Annotated in this window: 15 protein-coding genes; 7 read left to right on the forward strand and 8 right to left on the reverse strand. The window is 70.4% G+C overall.

Features of this window, described 5'->3' with window-relative positions; genetic code table 11:
- Nucleotides 1-5: 5 nt before the first annotated feature.
- Nucleotides 6-1,535 carry an alpha/beta hydrolase gene (locus BBK82_RS20945; protein WP_065916518.1) on the reverse strand — a complete coding sequence of 510 codons (1,530 nt, stop codon included), beginning with the start codon at nt 1,533-1,535 and terminating at the stop codon, nt 6-8.
- 126 nt (nt 1,536-1,661) lie between these two features.
- Entirely contained in the window at nt 1,662-3,134 is a 1,473-nt protein-coding gene (locus BBK82_RS20950; protein ID WP_065916519.1) for an alpha/beta hydrolase, read from the reverse strand.
- Between the two features lie 146 nt (nt 3,135-3,280).
- Here BBK82_RS20950 and BBK82_RS20955 point away from each other — a divergent pair, with 146 nt between their 5' ends.
- Nucleotides 3,281-3,643, forward strand: coding sequence for a hypothetical protein (locus BBK82_RS20955; RefSeq protein WP_154697409.1), 363 nt, complete (start codon nt 3,281-3,283; stop codon nt 3,641-3,643).
- Nucleotides 3,644-3,697: 54 nt separating this feature from the next.
- Here BBK82_RS20955 and BBK82_RS20960 read toward each other — a convergent pair whose 3' ends face one another.
- The 5 genes from BBK82_RS20960 to BBK82_RS20980 are packed head-to-tail and all read right to left on the reverse strand — an operon-like array spanning nt 3,698 to nt 8,496.
- Complete coding sequence (locus tag BBK82_RS20960; RefSeq protein ID WP_065916521.1) at nt 3,698-4,672, reverse strand: ABC transporter substrate-binding protein; 975 nt, start codon at nt 4,670-4,672, stop codon at nt 3,698-3,700.
- A 17-nt stretch (nt 4,673-4,689) separates the two neighbouring features.
- Nucleotides 4,690-5,724 (reverse strand): ABC transporter permease, encoded by a 1,035-nt coding sequence (locus BBK82_RS20965; protein WP_065916522.1) that lies wholly within the window; start codon nt 5,722-5,724, stop codon nt 4,690-4,692.
- The gene (locus BBK82_RS20970; protein ID WP_065916523.1) at nt 5,724-6,488 is read right to left on the reverse strand and encodes an ATP-binding cassette domain-containing protein; all 765 of its coding nucleotides are present in this window, start codon (nt 6,486-6,488) and stop codon (nt 5,724-5,726) included. The genes BBK82_RS20965 and BBK82_RS20970 overlap by 1 nt, the downstream gene beginning before the upstream one ends.
- Entirely contained in the window at nt 6,485-7,516 is a 1,032-nt protein-coding gene (locus BBK82_RS20975) for a class I mannose-6-phosphate isomerase (protein WP_237048295.1), read from the reverse strand. Before BBK82_RS20975 ends, BBK82_RS20970 begins: the two co-directional genes overlap by 4 nt.
- A complete protein-coding gene (locus tag BBK82_RS20980) occupies nt 7,513-8,496 on the reverse strand; it encodes a LacI family DNA-binding transcriptional regulator (protein WP_065921229.1) in 984 nt (327 codons plus the stop codon). Before BBK82_RS20980 ends, BBK82_RS20975 begins: the two co-directional genes overlap by 4 nt.
- Nucleotides 8,497-8,656: 160 nt before the next feature.
- Here BBK82_RS20980 and BBK82_RS20985 point away from each other — a divergent pair, with 160 nt between their 5' ends.
- From BBK82_RS20985 to BBK82_RS21010, 6 genes are all read left to right on the forward strand, one after another.
- Nucleotides 8,657-10,864: a GH92 family glycosyl hydrolase gene (locus BBK82_RS20985; RefSeq protein WP_237048296.1), complete on the forward strand. Its 2,208-nt coding sequence runs from the start codon at nt 8,657-8,659 to the stop codon at nt 10,862-10,864.
- Between the two features lie 28 nt (nt 10,865-10,892).
- Nucleotides 10,893-13,148, forward strand: coding sequence for an ATP-binding protein (locus BBK82_RS20990; protein ID WP_065916525.1), 2,256 nt, complete (start codon nt 10,893-10,895; stop codon nt 13,146-13,148).
- A gap of 122 nt (nt 13,149-13,270) precedes the next feature.
- Nucleotides 13,271-14,071, forward strand: coding sequence for a hypothetical protein (locus BBK82_RS20995; RefSeq protein ID WP_065916526.1), 801 nt, complete (start codon nt 13,271-13,273; stop codon nt 14,069-14,071).
- Between the two features lie 80 nt (nt 14,072-14,151).
- Nucleotides 14,152-15,063, forward strand: coding sequence for an ABC transporter ATP-binding protein (locus BBK82_RS21000; RefSeq protein WP_065916527.1), 912 nt, complete (start codon nt 14,152-14,154; stop codon nt 15,061-15,063).
- Complete coding sequence (locus BBK82_RS21005) at nt 15,060-16,103, forward strand: ABC transporter permease (protein ID WP_065916528.1); 1,044 nt, start codon at nt 15,060-15,062, stop codon at nt 16,101-16,103. Before BBK82_RS21000 ends, BBK82_RS21005 begins: the two co-directional genes overlap by 4 nt.
- 60 nt (nt 16,104-16,163) lie before the next feature.
- Entirely contained in the window at nt 16,164-16,490 is a 327-nt protein-coding gene (locus BBK82_RS21010; RefSeq protein WP_065916529.1) for a DUF3817 domain-containing protein, read from the forward strand.
- Here BBK82_RS21010 and BBK82_RS48940 read toward each other — a convergent pair.
- Entirely contained in the window at nt 16,459-17,502 is a 1,044-nt protein-coding gene (locus tag BBK82_RS48940; protein WP_065916530.1) for a phosphotransferase, read from the reverse strand. The genes BBK82_RS21010 and BBK82_RS48940 overlap by 32 nt on opposite strands.
- Between the last annotated feature and the right edge of the window lie 45 nt (nt 17,503-17,547).

The following is a 17,547-nucleotide window of genomic DNA, read 5'->3' on the forward strand; positions in this document are numbered from 1 at the left end:
CCCCCTTACTGCCAACCGAGCTGGGTGGCGAGCTGACGTGCCTTCGTGAGCGGGTTCTGCACGGTGTCCCCCGGAGCGGGCAGCGGAACCCCCGGGCACGTCAGGTCCTTCGTGGGCGCGACACCGTCGACGAGGTAGCGCTCGACGACGTCGTTCACGCACGGGTTGCTGAAGCCGTAGATGCCGTGGTCGCCCTCGTTCTCGACGGTCAGCATCACCGAGTTCTCGAACCCCCGGTGGGCGCGCTGGGCGCCTTCCAGCGGCGTCGCGGCGTCGCGCACCGACTGCACCATCAACGTCGGCACGACACCCTTGCCGGTCGGCTGCTTGAGGTGGACGTTCGGGCGGTCCCAGAACGTGCACGGCCCGGCGAGCTGGTAGTGCCCGAAGAACGGCCACCGCGCGCCGTCACGCACGGCGTCGCGTTCCAGGTACTCGCGCCCGCCCCGCCACGGCGTGTCGTTGCACAGGATGGAGTACAGCGTGCCGCTGAAGGCGTCCGGGTAGGTGGCCTGCGCGCTCATCCTCCGCGGTGCGGCGCCGGCCAGCTCGGCGATCTTGGTCGCGGTGCCGTCGAACGCGCCCTTGTCGTAGAGCCCGCCGCGGGTCATGAAGTCGAGCGCCACGCCGTTGTAGGTGCCCTCCGGCAACGTCACCGGCTGCGCGTTGAGGTTCTTGCGGGTGCGCTCGTAGGTCTGCCAGACCTCGTCGGCGGTCTTGCCGAGGTGGTAGACGCTGTCGTACTTCGCCACCCACGGCAGGAAGTCGACCCGCAGCCGCCGTTCGAAGCCCATGCCCCAGTCGCCGAACACCGTCTGCCACGGCGCGGTGAACTCGGCGTTGGAGTCGAGCACGATCCGGTCGAGCGTCTTGGGGAAGTAGGTGGCGTAGTAGGCGCCCATCCAGCTGCCGCCGGAGTAGCCGAGCCAGCTGACCTTCTTCTTGCCCAGCACCTGGCGCAGCAGGTCGAGATCCTTCACCGTCTGCTCGGTGGTGACGTTCCTGCCGAGCTCACCGGACTTGGTCTGGCAGAACTTCGCCTGCAGCTCCATCCCGCCGTAGATCAGGTCGAGGTTGGCCTTGCTGCGGTCGCGCGGGTCGGTGGAGCCGAACGTGTCGAACATGCCGCACGTGACGTTGCTGCTGGCCCCCGTGCCGCGCACGTCGATGCCGATGATCTCGGCGTTCTCACTGAGCTTGGGCCGGTCGAGGTAGATCAGCGGCATGGAGCGGCCCGCACCCCCGGGCCCGCCGGGGTTGGTGAAGACGGTGGACTTCGCCGTGCCGGTCTTCGGCGTGAGCCGGCTGACCGCGATGGTGATGGTCTTGCCGTTGCCTGGGTTGTTCCAGTCCATCGGCGCGGTGAAGGTGCCGCACTCCAGCCGTTCGGCGCCGGGCGGTGCGCCGGGCGGCGGCGAGTCGAAGCACTTCTGCCAGTTGATCGTCTGGGCAGGCGCGGCCGACGCCTGTGGTGCGATGAGAAGTGATGTTGCCGTGGCGACGGCCAGTGCGGCCGCTAACTGCTTTCGGCGCATCGGTGGTTCCCCCTTCGGTTGTCCCCTCAGCCCATCGCCTTCCGGCCCGCGGGACAACGGCTGAAGGGTGATGCCTCGGTACAACTCTGGTCTTAGGCCAACCCGGCCAAACGGCCATGACGGGTGTCATTTCCGCTGGTGGCCGGGCTCCGGCAGGCTCATCCCGCGGCAGGTCAGGTCGCGGGCGGGCGTGACGCCGTCGACGAGGTAGCGCTCGACCGTGCTGTCCACGCACTCGTTGCCGTAGCCGTAGAGGGTGTGGTCGCCCTCGTCCTCGACGGTCAACATGATCGAGTTCTTGAGCTGCCGGTGGGTCCTCCGCGCACCCTCGATCGGCGTCGCCGGATCACGCTCGGCCTGCACCATCAACACCGGCCCGACGCCGTGTCCGGTGGGGCGCTTGAGGTTCACGTTCGGCCGGTCCCAGAACGCACATGGGCCCGCGACCTGGTAGTAGCCGATGAGCGGCCACTTGGCGCCGTTGACCTCGGCTTCGCGTTCGAGCTGCGCGCGGTCGGCGAGGAACGGCGTGTCGTTGCACAGGATCGAGTAAGTGGTGGCCATCACGGCGTCCGGGTGGCTCGCCTGTGCTGTGTTCCGTTGCTGTGCGGGTGCTTGTCCGAGTGCTCGGGTGAGCTCGGCCAGCTTGCGGGCGCCGGCGTCGAACGAGTGCTTGCTGAACAGCGACCCGCGCAGCACCCCGAAGTCCAGCGTTGCCGGGTGGTAGGTGACGCCGTCCGGCAGCGTGACGGGTTGCTCGGCGAGCTCGCGCCGGGTGTTCTCGTAGGTCTGCCGCACCTCCTCAGCGGTCTTGCCGAGGTGGTAGACGTGGTCGTACTTGGCCACCCACGGCAGGAAGTCGACGCGGAACCGGCGCTCGAACCCCATCGCCCAGTCGCCGAACACCTCCTCGAACCGGGCGGTGACGTCGTTGCTGGAGTCGAGCACCATCCGGTCGATCGTCCGGGGGAAGTACGCGGCGTAGTGCGCGCCGAGCCAGGTGCCGCCGGAGTACCCGATCCAGCTGACCTTCTCGCGGCCCATGACCCTGCGCAGCAGGTCGAGGTCCTTGACCGTCTGCTCGGTGGTGACGTGCCTGCCGAGCTCGCCGGACCTGCTCTGGCAGAACCTCGCCTGCAGCTCCATGTCCCGGTAGACGAGGTCGAGGTTGGCCTTGCCGCGGTCCCGCGGGTCAAGTGCGTCGGAGGTGCTGAACTGCCCGCAGGTGACGTTGCTGCTGGCCCCCGTGCCGCGCACGTCGATCCCGACGATCTCGGCGTTCTCGCTGAGCTTCGGGCGGTTCAGGTAGAGCAGCGGCAGGCTGCGGCCCTCACCGCCGGGGCCGCCGGGGTTGGTGAAGACGGTCGTCTTCGCCTTGCCGTTCTTCGGACGGGTGCGGCTGACGGCGATGGTGATGGTCTTGCCGTTGTGCGGGTCGTTCCAGTTCATCGGTGCGGTGATCCGGCCGCACTCCAGGCGTCCCTCGGTGGTCAGGTCGGCGCAGGGCTGCCAGTCGATCCTCTGGTTCGCGTGGGCGTGTGCTTCCGGTGCGACGAGCAGACCGGCGGCGAGCGCCGCGGCCAACGTGGTGCGGTACATCGGTCGATCCCCCTCCTGACGGCCGGCCCCCAGCCGGCCTGCTCACAGGAGATCGCGTCCGGGGGAGCGGTCGCATCGGGGAAAGGCGGTCGCCCACCCTGGAAAACGGCTCAGGGTCGGCCTCAGGGGTGTGCGACCCTCCCTGCGTGATCACGGTGACCGCTCCCATGCACCGGCCGGCCGGAATGCTGCAGCTGGCCCACGTCCTGGCCGCGCTGCCCGGCGCGGGCCTGCAGTGGCGCGTGGAGGAGTTCGAGGGGTTCGGGCCGGCGGTGGGTGCGCTGCCGGCCGCGGACCGGGAGCGGTTGTTCGACGGCGACCACCGGTTCGCGTCGTGGGAGGCGCTGACGTCGTTCGCGGCGGGGCTGGAGCAGACGATCTGGTGCACGCTCGTGGGGGCGCGGGACGGGCGCGACGAGATCACCGTGATCGCGTTCGACAGCAGCGAGTGGGAGGTCCGGGTGCCCGACGAGCTGGCCGGCGCGGTGCGAGCGGTCCTGGAGGGCTGACGTGGAAGGGCCGCCCCTCGACGTGAGGAGCGGCCCTTCCACAAGCGCCGGACGTCAGCACTTCTCCTTGTAGAAGTACCTCGAGTTGGCCGACGCGTCGTCCTTCGTGATCGCCACCAGGTCCGTCTCGATGTCGCGCTTGTTGCCCTTGCCGTCGATCGCCGCCAGCGCCTGCTCGACGCCCTGCTTGCCGATCGTGGCCGGGTCCTGCGCGATCAACGCCTGCACGGTGCCCGCCTGCAGGTCCTGCACCTGCTTGGGCGAGGCGTCGAACCCGACGAGGTTCACCGCGCCCGTCTTGCCGGCGTTGCGCAGACCCGTGGCCGCGCCCTCGCCCGAGTTCAGGTTCGTGGCGAAGACGCCGATCAGATCCGGGTTCGCGGCCAGGGTCGCGGTCACCTTCGAGGCTGCGGTGGCCGGCTCGTTGTCGGTGTACTGCTGGCCGATGTACTTGAGGTTCGGGAAGGCCTTGATGGCGTCCTCGAAGCCCTTGGCGCGCGCGTCGGTGGTGGAGGTGCCGGCCTTGGTGTTGAGCACGAGGACCGAGCCGGACTTGCCGGCGGCCAGCTTGTTGAGCGTCTCCGCGGCCAGCTTGCCGCCCTGCTCGTTGTTCGACGAGATGGAGGAGGCGGCGATCGAGGTGTCCTGGAGCTTGGTGTCGACCTCGACGACCTTGATGCCCGCGTCCTTGAGCTGCTTCATCGGGCCGGCCATGGCCTTGTCGTCGGTCGGCGCGATCAGCACGGCGGCGGGCTTGGAGGCCAGGACGCCGGTGACGATGGGGGTTTGCTGGGCGGCGTCGAACTTGGCGGGCCCCTGCGTGTCGAACTCGTAGCCGGCCGCCTTGGCCGCCTCCTCGAAACCGCACTGCATCGAGATGTAGAACGGCTCCGCGGTGATGCCGGGGATCAGCACGAGCTTCTTGTTCGCGGCGGCGTCGCCGGAGTCGGAGTCACCGATCTGCCCGCCTCCACCGCAGGCGGCGAGGAGGAACGCGGCTGACACGGCCACAGCGGAGCGGATCTTCATCGGTCCAGCACCTCTCCCTAACGTTGGTTGCGCGCCCGCCGCCGTGCCTGGTCCAGCCACACGGCGGCCACCAGCACGACCGCCACGGCGATCGGCTGCCAGAACTCCCTGACCCCGATGATCACGAGGCCCTTCTCCAGCACCGCCGGGATGAACACGCCGAACACCGTGCCCACCACCGAGCCCGTCCCGCCGAAGATGCTCGTGCCGCCGAGGACGACGGCGGCGATCGCGTTCAGGTTGTCCGTCTCGTGGCCGGTGACGACCGCGACGCGGAAGAACGCGTTGCCCATGAAGCCCGCGAGACCCGCGAGGGTGCCGGCGAGCAGGTAGACCTTCGTCAGGTGGCCGCGCACCGAGATGCCGACGCGCCGCGCCGCCTCCTCGTTCGACCCGACCGCGTAGGTGTAGCGGCCGAACCGCGTGGTGGACAACAGGAGCGCGCCCAGCGCCGTGACGACCGCGGCCACGATCACGATGTTCGGGATGCCGAGGTACGTGCCGGAGCCGAACGTGCGGCTCAGCTCGTCCGGGATGCCGGCGACGTTGGAGCCGTTGTTCAGCAACAGGGCCGCGCCTTGAGCCGCGCCGAACGAGCCCAGGGTCACGATCAGCGGCGGGATCTTCGCCCGCGAGATCAGCAGGCCGTTGAGCAGGCCCCACGCCGCGCCGCTGACCAGTGCGACCAGCAACCCGAACCCGATGACGCCCCAGCCGGAGCTCGTCGCGTCACCGCCGGCCACCGCGTTCATCGCCAGCGCGGAGGTGACCGAGGCGAACACCAGCACCGACCCCACGGACAGGTCGATGCCGGACGTGATGATCACGAACGTCATGCCGACCGACAGCACCAGCAGCACGGCGGTCTCGGCGAGCAGGAACTGCAGCGTGGTCACCTGGAACACCGCGTCCGGCCGGATCGCGCCGAACACCGCGACCAGCACCAGCAGGACCAGGCCGATCCACAGCGTGTTGGCGCCGGTGAGCCGCCTCAACAGAGGGGTGCGCTGTTCGTCGTCGAGAGATGACATCGTTGTCTTCTCTTCGGTCATCAGGCCGCGTCCTCCTGGGTCAGCGCGCCGGTCATCGCCCCGACGAGCTCCTCGACACTGGTCTCGGCAGTCTTGAACCGGGCCACCCGGCGGCCGAGGCGCAGCACCTCGACCCGGTCGGACACCGACAGCACCTCGGGCATGTTGTGCGAGATGAGCACCACCGCGATGCCTTCGTCGCGCACCCGCTTGACCACGTCGAGCACGCGTTCCCGTTGCACCACACCGAGTGCGGCGGTCGGCTCGTCCATGAACACGAGCTTCGACGCCCACGCCACCGACCGCGCGACCGCGACCGACTGGCGCTGGCCACCGGACAGCGCCGCGATCGGCACGTCGATGCTCTGCAGCGCCGCGCCGAACCGGGTGAAGTGCTCGGAGGCCTGCCTGCGCATGGCCTTCTTGTCGAGCACGCCGAGGAACCCGAGGAGACCGGGCTTGAGGATCTCCCTGCCCAGGAACATGTTCGCGGCCGGGTCGAGGTCCGGCGCGACCGCGAGGTCCTGGAACACCGTCTCGATGCCCCGGTCGCGGGCGTCGTTGGGGGAGCTGAGCACGAGCGGCTCGCCGTCGAACGTCAGCGTGCCGCCGTTCGGCCGCTCCACCCCGGACAGGCACTTCACCAGGGTGGACTTGCCGGCGCCGTTGTCACCGATCAGCGACACGACCTCGCCGGGGTAGGCGGTGAACGAGGCACCGCGGAGTGCTTCCACGGTGCCGTAGCTCTTCACCAGGTCCCGAGCCTCCAGCAGCGGCCGGCTCATGGCGACACGTCCTCCACGGCGGACAGGACCGGCGGGCGGCAGCGGATCGCCACCAGGTCACCGGTCAGCCCGAGCTCGCCGGCCGCGTGCGGCACGACGACGGTGCTGCCCTTGTGCACCTCCAGCGCACCGAGCTGGCCGGAGCCCTCCAGCACCACGAGCACGGCGAACGACGGCTCCAGCGCCAGCGAGCCCTCCACGTGCAGCCGGTCGGCCTGGAAGAACGGGGTGGCGTCGGCACCGAGCAGGTCCACCGACGGCGCCCACTTCTCCGAAGTCTGGTGCACCAGCTTCTCCAGCGACGCACCCCAGCCCTGCCGGTCGACGCAGTCGAGCGCCAGGTCGTAGCCGAGCCCGAGGTGACCGACGTCGGCGTTGTCGAGGAAACCCTGCCACTCCAGCGTCACCGAGAAGTCGGTCGGCTGCTGCAGCTCGACGATGAACACGCCCTCGCCGATCGCGTGCGGCACCCCGGCGGGCACGAACACCGTGTCACCGGGCCGCACGCACACCGGGTTGAGCGCGTCGAGCATCGCGCCGGTGTTCTGGGTCGCGACCCAGTCCGCGACGACGTCGGCGGGCACCTCGTCCTTGAACCCGATGTAGACGGTCGGGTCCGCGCCGGTCGTGCCGACCACGATCCACGCCTCCGTCTTGCCGTGACGGCAGTTCAGGTGCGCGGAGGCGAAGGCGTTCGACGGGTGGCAGTGCACCGGCAACCGCTGCCCGGCGTCGAGCAGCTTCACGAGCAACGCCGTGTCCGCCCCGAACTTCGCCACGTGGTCGGCGCCGAGCCACCCGGTCGGGTCCGCCGCGACGGCATCCCGCAGCAGCACGCCGTTCGGCAACGTCGTCAGGCCCGCGTCGCTGCGCCCGAAGAGCGTCGTCGTCGACGCCACCCAGTCCTCGGGCCCGAAGTCGGCGGAAGCACCACCCCGCAACGCGGCGATCGCCTCTCCGCCGCGGTAGAACTGCTTCGGCTGGTTCGCCGGCAGGTTGACAGGCTGGTGGAGCACACCAGAACTCACGCGTGGACCTCCCCGGATCCTCGTGGCACCAAACGCACCGGCAGCACGACGCGGCGCGGTGGTGAGTTGTCGCCGTCCAAGCGGGCGAACAACAAGTCCGTGGCCGCCTTGCCGAGCGCGCTCGCGTCGTGCGCGATCACGGTCACCGGCGGCGACAACAGGTCGGCGAGCTCGAAGTCGTCGAACCCCACCAGGGCTGGCTTGTCCGCAACCCCCGCGAGCGCCCGCAGGACGTAGACGGTGATGCGGTTGTTGCCCGCCACGACCGCCGTCGCGGGCTCACGCATGCTCCGCAACCGCTGCAGCGTCGCCACCACGCTGTTCTCGTCGTGCGGCCCCATCGCCACGAGCTCCTCGTGGTACCCGATCCCGGCCCGCACGCACCCCTCGCGGTACCCGCGGAGGCGCTCGTTGGCGGTGAAGATGTCCGGCGCGTCCCCGAGGAACGCGACCCGCCGGTGCCCGTGCGACGCCAGGTGCGTGACCGCCTCGACGGTCCCGCCGATGTTGTCCACCAGCACGGTGTCCGCCACGACGTCGCCGGCGGGCCGGTCCAGGAACACCACCGGCGTCCCGGCCCGCATCTCCGGCACCAGGTAGCTGTGCTGCAGCCCGGCGGGCACGATGAGCAGGCCGTCGACCCTGCGGCTGCAGAACTCGAGAGCCAGCTCGCGCTCCCGCCCGGGATCCTCGTCGGAGGACCCGGAGATCACCTGCCTGCCCCGCAACCGGGCGATCTCCTCGACAGCACGGGTCACGCCGGAGTAGAACGGGTTGCCGACGTCCTCCAGCACCAGCCCGATCGTGCCGGTGGACGACCCGCGGCGCAGGTTGCGCGCACTCAGGTTCCGCCGGAACCCGAGCTGGTCGATGGCCGCCAGCACGCGCTCGGCGGTGGACGGGTGCACACCCGGCTCGTCGTTGACCACGCGCGAGACGGTCTTGATGCTCACGCCCGCCAACCGCGCGACGTCGTTCATCGTCGCGCGACGGACCTTGCGCTGACCGGCAGCCTGGCCGCTGGGGGACAACGTTGTCATAGTGGCCGTATCTCACCTCGCCTTTACGTGCTTGTCAACCGTTCGGTACCGGTCAAGCGGCAGCCCGCCGATGCCCCGGAACCCCTCTAAGCTGGCCTGCGTGGACGCACTGGATCCCATTGAGTCGGTCAACACCTTCATCGGCACAAAGGACGAGGGCAACACGTTCCCCGGTGCCTCCATGCCCTTCGGCAAGACGCATTCCAGCCCGATCGGCTCCCACTACGCCGGCTACCGCTACGACGACCAGGTGATCCGCGGCTTCGGCCACTTCTTCCTCTCCGGCGCCGGGTGCTGGGAGCAGGGCGGGCTCGTCTCCGTCCTGCCGATCGCGGGCGGGCTGCCGGCCAGCCTCGACCACCGGCGCTACGGCGCCAGGTACACCCACGACGGCGAGATCGGGAAGCCCGGCTACTACAAGGTCAAGCTGGACCGGGACATCACCGTCGAGTGCACCGCGACGACCAGGACCGGCGTCGAGCGGTACACCTGGGCGAGCGGCGTCACCGGCACCCTGCTCGTCAACGTCGGCCAGGCCAACGACAAGGAGCCGGTGTCGGCCAGCAGCATCAGGGTCGTCGACGACCGCACGATCACCGGAACCGTGGAGACGCAGGCGTTCTGCGGAGGCCGGCCCTATGTCTCCTACTTCACCACCCGGTTCGACCGGCCCTTCCGCGAGTTCGGCACCTGGGGCCCGGCCGGGGCGAAACCCGGTCAGCGCGAGTCGAGGGGCGGTGCGGGACTGAGGGGCGCCTGGGTGACGTTCGACCCCGGACCCGTCACCGCCGTGACCGCACTGTCGCAGGTGGACGAAGAGGGCGCGGGCAAGAACCTGGCGGAGGCCGACGGCAAGACCTTCGACGAGATCCGCAACGAGGCCCAGCAGGCCTGGCGCCAGGAGCTCGCCTGCGTCGAGATCGAGACCGACGACTGGGACGAGCGCGCGGTCTTCTACACCGCGCTCTACCACGTGCTGCTGCAGCCGCTGACCGGAAGTGACGTCGACGGCCGGTACCGCGGTTTCGACAACGAGATCCACCACGCCGACGGCTGGACCTACTACGAGTACTACAGCCTGTGGGACACGTATCGCGCGCACAACCAGCTGCTCGCGCTCCTCAGGACCCAGCGCAGCAAGGACATCGCGCGCAGCGTCCTCGCGATCCACGAGCAGGGCGGCTGGCTGCCGCGGTGGGCCTTCGCGAACCAGGAGACCAACTGCATGACCGGCGACCCGGTCACGCCGTTCCTGGTCGACCTCTGGCGGTTCGGGCACCTCAAGGGTTTCGAGGAGCAGGCCTACCGGGCTCTGCTGCAGAACGTCGACGGCATCCCGCCGGAGAGCTCCCGGTTCCAGGGCCGGTCCGGCAACCCGAGCTACCTGCGGAACGGCTTCGTCCAGTACGACAAGCGGTTCCCGAAGAAGGGGCAGGACACCGACCCCCACCACGGCGCGTCCGCGACCCTGGAGTACGCGCTCGCCGACGCCACCCTCGCGATCATGGCCGACGGACTGGGCCACGCCGAGGACGCGGAACGGTTGCGCAAGCGCGGGCTCAACCACCGCACGCTGTGGGACCACAGCGTCACCGACCGCGGCTTCACCGGGTTCCCGCGACCCAAGCTCGGCAACGGCGCCTGGCTGAACCCGTACACGCCGCAGGGGCCGGAGGGGTTCCACGAGGGCACGGCGTGGCAGTACCAGTGGTTGTGCCAGCACGACATCCCCGGCCTGCTCACCGCGCTCGGCGGCAAGGCGGCCGCGGAGGCGCGGCTCGACGACTTCTTCGCCTACCAGGACCTGCTCGTGGACCCGAAGCGGACTGTGCGGGAGAAGTGGGTCGTCGGGCCGTACGACTACTACAACCAGTTCCGGTACAACCCGAACAACGAACCGGACCTGCACGCGCCGTGGATGTACGCGCTGATCGGCAAACCGGAGAAGACCTCGGTCGTGGTCAGGGCCGCGCAGACGTTGTTCGTCAACGGGCCGGCGGGCGTCACGGGCAACGACGACCTCGGCACGATGTCCGCCTGGTACGTGTTCAGCGCGCTCGGCATGTACCCCGCGGTGCCGGGGACCGGTGAGTTCGTGCCCCACGCGCCGAAGTTCGCGAAAGCGGTCGTACACCTCGAAAACGGCAAGGACATCGTCATCGAGGCCGAAGGCGCGGACACGTCGAGGACGCAGGTGGTGCACCGCATCCGCAGCGGCTGGTTGTCCCGGACCAGGGAACGGATCGAGCTCGCCGAGCTGCAGGCGGGCACCACCCTCGAGGTAGAACTCGGCACACTTCCCAACTGAGATGGCGGATCGGCCGTAGGCTGCCGCAATGGGCACCTGCGCGCTGTGCGGCACGCACTTCGCAGCCGGGCCGTCGCGGGCGCGGTACTGCTCGAACGCCTGCCGGCAACGGGCCTACCGGCTGCGCACCGCGGGAACGTCCACTGTGGTCACCGAGCTGCCGGCGTACGCCGACTCGTTCGTCGGGCGCGAGGGCGAGCTCGCCGGGCTGCAGTCGTTGCTGCGCAAGCACAGGATGCTCACGCTGACCGGCGCGGCGGGTGTCGGCAAGACCCGGCTCGCGGTCGAGCTCGCCGGCCGGGTCAGGCGGACCGAGGTGCGCACGGTCGAGCTGGGCAGGCTCAGCGGTGCCGGCCAGGTGGTGCAGGCGTTCGCGGAAGCCGTTGGGACGTACCGGCACGCGGGGGCCGCGTTGCTCGGCACGCTGCTCGCGGAGCTGTCCGGCCGGCGGGTCCTGCTGCTGGTCGACAACTGTGAGCACCTCGTGCGGGAGTGCTGTGACGTCGTCGATGCGCTGTTGGCGCGCTGTCCCGGTGTGCAGGTGCTGGCGACGAGCCGGGAGGCGTTGCGCGCCATCGGTGAGGTCGTCCACCCGGTGCGCGGCCTGGAGGCCGGCGCGGTCCGGCTGTTCACCGAACGGGCCGGGGTCAGCGCCACCGAGGAGCACGCGTCCGCGATCTCGGCGCTGTGCGCACGACTCGACGGGATTCCGCTCGCGGTCGAGCTGGCCGCGAAGCTGTCCAGGTCCGTGCCGCTCGACGAGCTCGCCGGCCGTCTCGACGAGCGGCTCGACCTCCTCGCCGACGCGGACGCGGGCGCCAGGCACCGGAGCCTGCGCGCGGCCATCGCGTGGAGCCACGACCTGCTGACCGGGCAGGAGGAAGCGCTGTTCCGCCGGCTCGCGCTGGTGCCGGGCGGGTTCGGGCTGGACGTCGCCCACGTCGTGCACGGCGGCCCGGTGATCGCGCTGCTGGCGGCGTTGCAGGCGAAGTCGTTGGTGGTGCGGGAGGACGACGGCCGGTTCCGGATGCTGGAGTCGGTGCGCCTCTACGCCGAGGAACGCCTGCGCGAGCACGACGAGCACGCCGTGATCGCCGAGCGGATCGTCGACTGGCTCTGCGGCATGGGCGAACCCGGTGTCACGTCGTCGATCCTCGCGCCGGAACAGGTAGGGGTGCAGCACCAGGAGTACGACAACGCGAGGTACGCGTTCGCCCGTCTGGTTGCACCGCACGACGAACGCAGGCTGATGCTCGCCACGATCCTGCTGCGGGTGTGCCTCGACCGCGGCCACTTCACCGAGGCGGGCGCCGTCCTGATGCAGGTGCTCGACCAGTCCGCGGCCGACGCGCGCTACCGCGTCCTCGCACTGGAGTACGCGTCGCTGCTGGCCGGGCACGAGGAACGGCACGACGAAGCGGTGAAGTACGCGACCGAGGCCGTCGACACCGCCCAGGCCGGCAGGCAGGAGCTCGTCCTGTGCCGCCTCTTCCGGACGTTGGCGGGCGCTTACGACGGACTCGGTGATCTGCCGAACACCGCGTGGGCGTTACGCCGATCGATCGAGCACGGCGTGCGGAACGGCAACGACGTGGGTGTCGCCCTGTCGAGCCAGAACCTCGGCTGGGTGCAGCTCGTGCTCGGTGACGTCGACACGGCCGAGGAACTGGTCGGGGCCGCGTTGCCGGTGCTGAGAACCCGGGCCAGGCCGGACGTCGCGGCCGCCGCGGTGCACACGTCGGGCTGCATCGCCCTGGAACGCGGCGATCTCGCCACGGCGGGCGCGCGGTTCGCCGAGAGCACCAGGATGTCGGCGGCGAGCCCGCGCGCGGTGCTGGAGTCCGTCGAGGGCGGTGCACTGGTCGCTGTGCTGTCCGGCCGGTGCGAACGCGGTGTGCGGTTGCTGGCCGCGTGCCGGCAGATGCGCGCGACGTGGGCCGTGCCGCTGGAACCGTGGTGGCGGCGGAAACTGCTGGCAGCACAGGACGTCGCGCGGGAGTCGCTGTCCAGGGCGGCGTTCACGAGAGCCGAGCACGCCGGGCGTGCGATGGACGTCCGCCACGCCGTCGACACCGCGCTGGACGAGGAGACCGAGCGCGACGCGGTGCTGAGCGACCGGCAGCGGGTGGTCGTCGACCTGGTGGCGCAGGGCAGGACGAACGCGCAGATCGCCGCCACCCTCGGCATCTCCCACCGCACGGTGGAATCCCACGTGCACAACGTGAAGACCGCGCTGAACCTTGCCACGCGCGCCCAGCTCACGGCGTGGGCGCACGCGCACTGAGCAGCTCCTCCGGGCGTCCGTCCGTGCGGTCCAACTGAGACGTAACGCTGCGGTTCATCCGGATGACTTCCCGCCTCCCGCCGTTCATCGTGAGTACAACCAACGGAAGGGGAGGGGGCGACGTGGAACCGTTCCGCCTGCTGCACCCCGACCTCGTGCCACAGCGCCGCGAGTCCTTGCAGCACGCAGCGTCCATGCTCGTCCGGATGGGGCTGGACGACACGGTCCTCTCGGCCTCGACCGTGCACCGGCGGCTGGCCAGGGTGGTGCTCGCGAGCAGCGACGTCATCGAGTGGACGCCCGGCTGCGACAGCCCCGGCGACTGCGCCGGCACCGACGAGCGCCTCGGCGTCGAGCGGGTCGGCGGCGACCGCGGCGGCGTGTTCCTGTCCAGCGTCCTGATCGCCTACCTCGACGTGCTCGACAACGCGACCCGCATGGGCACCTCCATCGGCGGGGACGCCTGGCGCACGCTGGTGTGGGCACCGACCGCGTTGTTCGACCACGTCCTGCGCCGGCCCCAGGTCGGCATGACCGTGGTGACCCCCGGCACCGGCAGCGAGCACCTCCCGTGCGAACGCGCCCTGGCCGGCCGGCGCCTCCACCTCGCGCTCATGCAGGCGGTGCGGTTCGCCGTCAGCGGTGTCGTGCGCGCGCAGGGCGACAGACCCGTGGTCGAGGACTGCGCGACCCTCGCGACCGCGTGCCTCCGGGCGGCGACGGTCGCGTTGGCGTTCGCGTCCGACGTGCGCGGCGAGCGGACGCCGCCGGTGCTGGAGACCGCGGAGCACCGGTTCCTGTGGCAGGTGCTCGGCGAGGTCCGCGCGGCCCTGCCGAGGGCGCGGTTCGAGCAGTTCGCGGCGGCGTTGCGGCGGCTCAACGACGTGTGCACCGCGAGCCCGCTGCTCGTGGCCGGTGGCTGAACCGCTTTCGTCTCGACTTCCCGTCGACTTTGGTCGTTCCACCACGCGAACCGCTTGCCGCTCACCTACCGTCGGGGCCCATGACGCAGGAACGGTCGGCCGTCGTGGTGCGGGACGTCCGCAAGAGCTACGGCGGGCTGAAAGCGGTGGACGGGGTCTCGTTCACCGTGGCCGAGGGCGAGTTCTTCGGCATTCTGGGACCCAACGGCGCCGGCAAGACGACGACGCTCGAGATCGTCGAGGGCCTGCGCGAGCCGGACAGCGGTGAGGTGGCGCTGCTCGGCGAGAGCCCGTGGCCGCGCAACACGAAACTGTTGCCGCGCATCGGGGTGCAGCTGCAGGCGTCGTCGTTCTTCGAGCGGCTGACCGCCAAGGAGCAGCTGCAGACGTTCGGCTCGCTCTACGGCGTGAGCGCGGGCACGGCCGCGGACATGCTGGAGCTGGTCGGCCTCGCGGACAAGGCGGACGAGCAGGAGAACAAGCTCTCCGGCGGCCAGCGGCAACGGCTCTCGATCGCGTGCGCGCTGGTGCACGACCCGGACGTCGTGTTCCTCGACGAGCCCACCGCGGCGCTGGACCCGCAGGCCCGGCGCAACCTCTGGGACGTGCTGCGCGCGATCCAGGAACGCGGCAAGACCATCGTCTACACCACGCACTACCTCGACGAGGCCGAGATCCTCTGCGACCGCGTGGCCATCATGGACCACGGCAGGATCCTCGCCCTCGACCCGCCCGCGGTGCTCGTGCGCGGCCTCGACGCACCCACGCACGTGACGCTGCAGAAGGGTCTGCTGTCCGTCGTGGACGCTTCCGCGCTCGACGGCGTCGAGGAGGCGCACGAGGACGAGGTGTCGCTGACGATCTCCACCCGCCGCCCGGCCCCGGTGCTGTCCGCGCTCGCCGAACGCGGTGCGCTGGACGGCCTCCAGGTCCGCACGGCCACCCTCGAAGACGTCTTCCTCGACCTGACCGGGCGGGAGTACCGCGCATGACCGCGTTCAAGACGCTCTCGCTCGCCATGTTCAAGGGGTTCGTCAGGGACAAGGTGACGTTGTTCTTCACCTTCCTGTTCCCCCTGATGTTCCTGGTGATCTTCGGCCTGATGCTCGGCGACGCGGGCACGGACAAGACGAAGATCGCGGTGGTCGGTGACGGCCCGGTCGTCACCTCGTTGCGCGACAGCGGAGTGCTGGAGCTGGAGTCCTTCGACGACGAGAACGCCGCACTGCGGAAGGTGGAGGACGGCGACCTGCCCGCCGCGCTGATCGTGCGCGGCCAGACGCTCGACGTGCGGTACGCGCAGAGCGACCAGGTCGAGTCGGCGACCGTCCTGGGGATCGTGAACGGGTTCGTGGACAAGGCGAACCTGGCCGCGACCGGTCAGCCGCCGCGGTTCACGTTCGCCTCGGAGAAGGTCGAGGACGCCTCGCTCAAGCCGATCCAGTACCTGACGCCGGGCATCCTGTCCTGGGGTGTGGCGGTCTCGGCGGTGTTCGGCTCGGCGCTGACGCTGGTGTCGTGGCGGCGCAAGCAGGTGCTGCGGCGGATCAGGCTCGCGCCGGTGTCGGCGACCTCCGTGCTGTCGTCGCGGGTGCTGGTCAGCGCGGGCGTGGCGCTGGTGCAGGGCGCGACCTTCGTCGGCATCGCCATGCTGCCCGTGTTCGGGCTGCGGCTGTCCGGGCACTGGTGGCTGTCGATCCCGTTGCTGCTGCTGGGGACCGTCGCGTTCTTCGCGCTCGGCATGCTCGTCGGCGCGTTCGCCAAGACCGAGGAGTCCGCGTCGGCGGCGGCGAACATCGTGGTGCTGCCGATGGCGTTCCTGTCCGGCACGTTCTTCCCGGTCGAACAGGCGCCCGCCTGGCTGCAGGTCGTGTCGAAGGTCTTCCCGCTGCGGCACATGAACGACGGCATGCTCGACGTGCTGGTGCGCGGCAAGGGGATCGACGCGCTGCTCGTGCCCGGCGCGATCCTGATCGGCTTCACGCTGGTCGTCGGTTTCATCGCCTCCCGCGTCTTCAAGTGGGAGGAATAGGACATACCTACACAGACCCGGTGCGCGTGTGCTCCCCATCACGGTCCATGATGGGGAGCCATGACGTTCTCCAGCGCGGTTGGACGGTTCCGCATCCTCGCCCTCGCCGAGGCGGTGTCCTGGGCGGGTCTGCTGCTCGGGATGTTCTTCAAGTACGTCGTGGTCCAGAACGAGATCGGCGTGAAGATCTTCGGCCCGATCCACGGCTTCATCTTCGTCGCCTTCATCCTCGTCACGCTGATGGCGAAGGACCCGCTGCGCTGGGACGCCCGCACGCTGGTGCTGGGCCTGCTGTCGAGCATCCCGCCGTTCGGCACGGTGATCTTCGAGCGCTGGGCCGCGAAGACCGGCCGCCTCACCGAGCGAGCAGCTCCCGAACAGCTCTGAGCTGCCCCGCGGGGTCGTCCTCGTGGTAGATCCGCTCGGACTGCTCGATGTTGTCCAGGAACTCCTGGTACTTCACCGCGCTGTGCAGCAGTGAGGCGCGGCGGGCGACCTCGAGCGCGCCGAGCGGGTCGCTGCCGGGACGCAGGGCCAGCCAGGCCTCGCTCCACACCCGGCTGATCACGTCGCGCAGACCGGGGTTGAACTCGGCCAGCCGGCACGCGTCCAGCGCCGGGTGGCCCCAGCACGCGTCGGACCAGTCGATGACCACACCGCTGCTGAGCCAGTTGCCGGAGTGGAAGTCGCCGTGCGTCAAGGTGTCCGGCAGCCCGAACGACGGCATCGGCACGGCGGACGGCGTCAGCCGCGGCTCCCCGGCCAGCGCGTGCTGCACGGCGACCCAGCGCGGCACGACCCGCTCGACCGCCTCCGGCGTGAGGTGCCAGCAGTCGTGCCCCTCCGCGTGCCCGAGCAGCACCCGGCCCGGCGCGGCGGCGATGACCTCCGGCACGAGCGTCGGGTCGTGCGCGGCGACCATGGTGATGACGGCGCCCTCGTCGGCGAAGAACGGCGGCACGGCCTTGAGCCACACCGGCCCGCCCGCGGTGGGCAGCCGGTGCACGCTGGACAGGTTCCAGGTCCGCACCTGCACGGCCGGCCCGGTGCGGGTGACCGCGGTGTCGGCCCACGCGACCAGCTCCGCCGGTCCGCCGATGCGCGCCCACGGCAACCGGTGCTCGGCGTCGGGCTCCGGCTCCTCCGCCGGCGCCAGCACCGAGCGGTCCGGCTCGCCGTGCGCCTCGACGTGGTAGGTCACGGTGCCACCGCGCGGCACCTCGCCGCCCTCGACCGACACCAGCCGCAGCACGCTCGTCTCCACGCCCAGCAGCTCCCGCAGCGCGGCGTTGACCGGCTCGACGTGGTACCAGTCGAGCGTCGGCACGGCGATCACGCCGGTGCGGCCGGCGAACCCGCTCGGGGTGCTGACCAGGGCGATGAAGGACCGTTGCGGCACGCGACCATCATCGCCGCGCGCTCAACCGAATTTGTCTCGGCAGGA

Origin of the sequence: Lentzea guizhouensis (assembly GCF_001701025.1) — a bacterium.
Taxonomy (GTDB): domain Bacteria; phylum Actinomycetota; class Actinomycetes; order Mycobacteriales; family Pseudonocardiaceae; genus Lentzea; species Lentzea guizhouensis.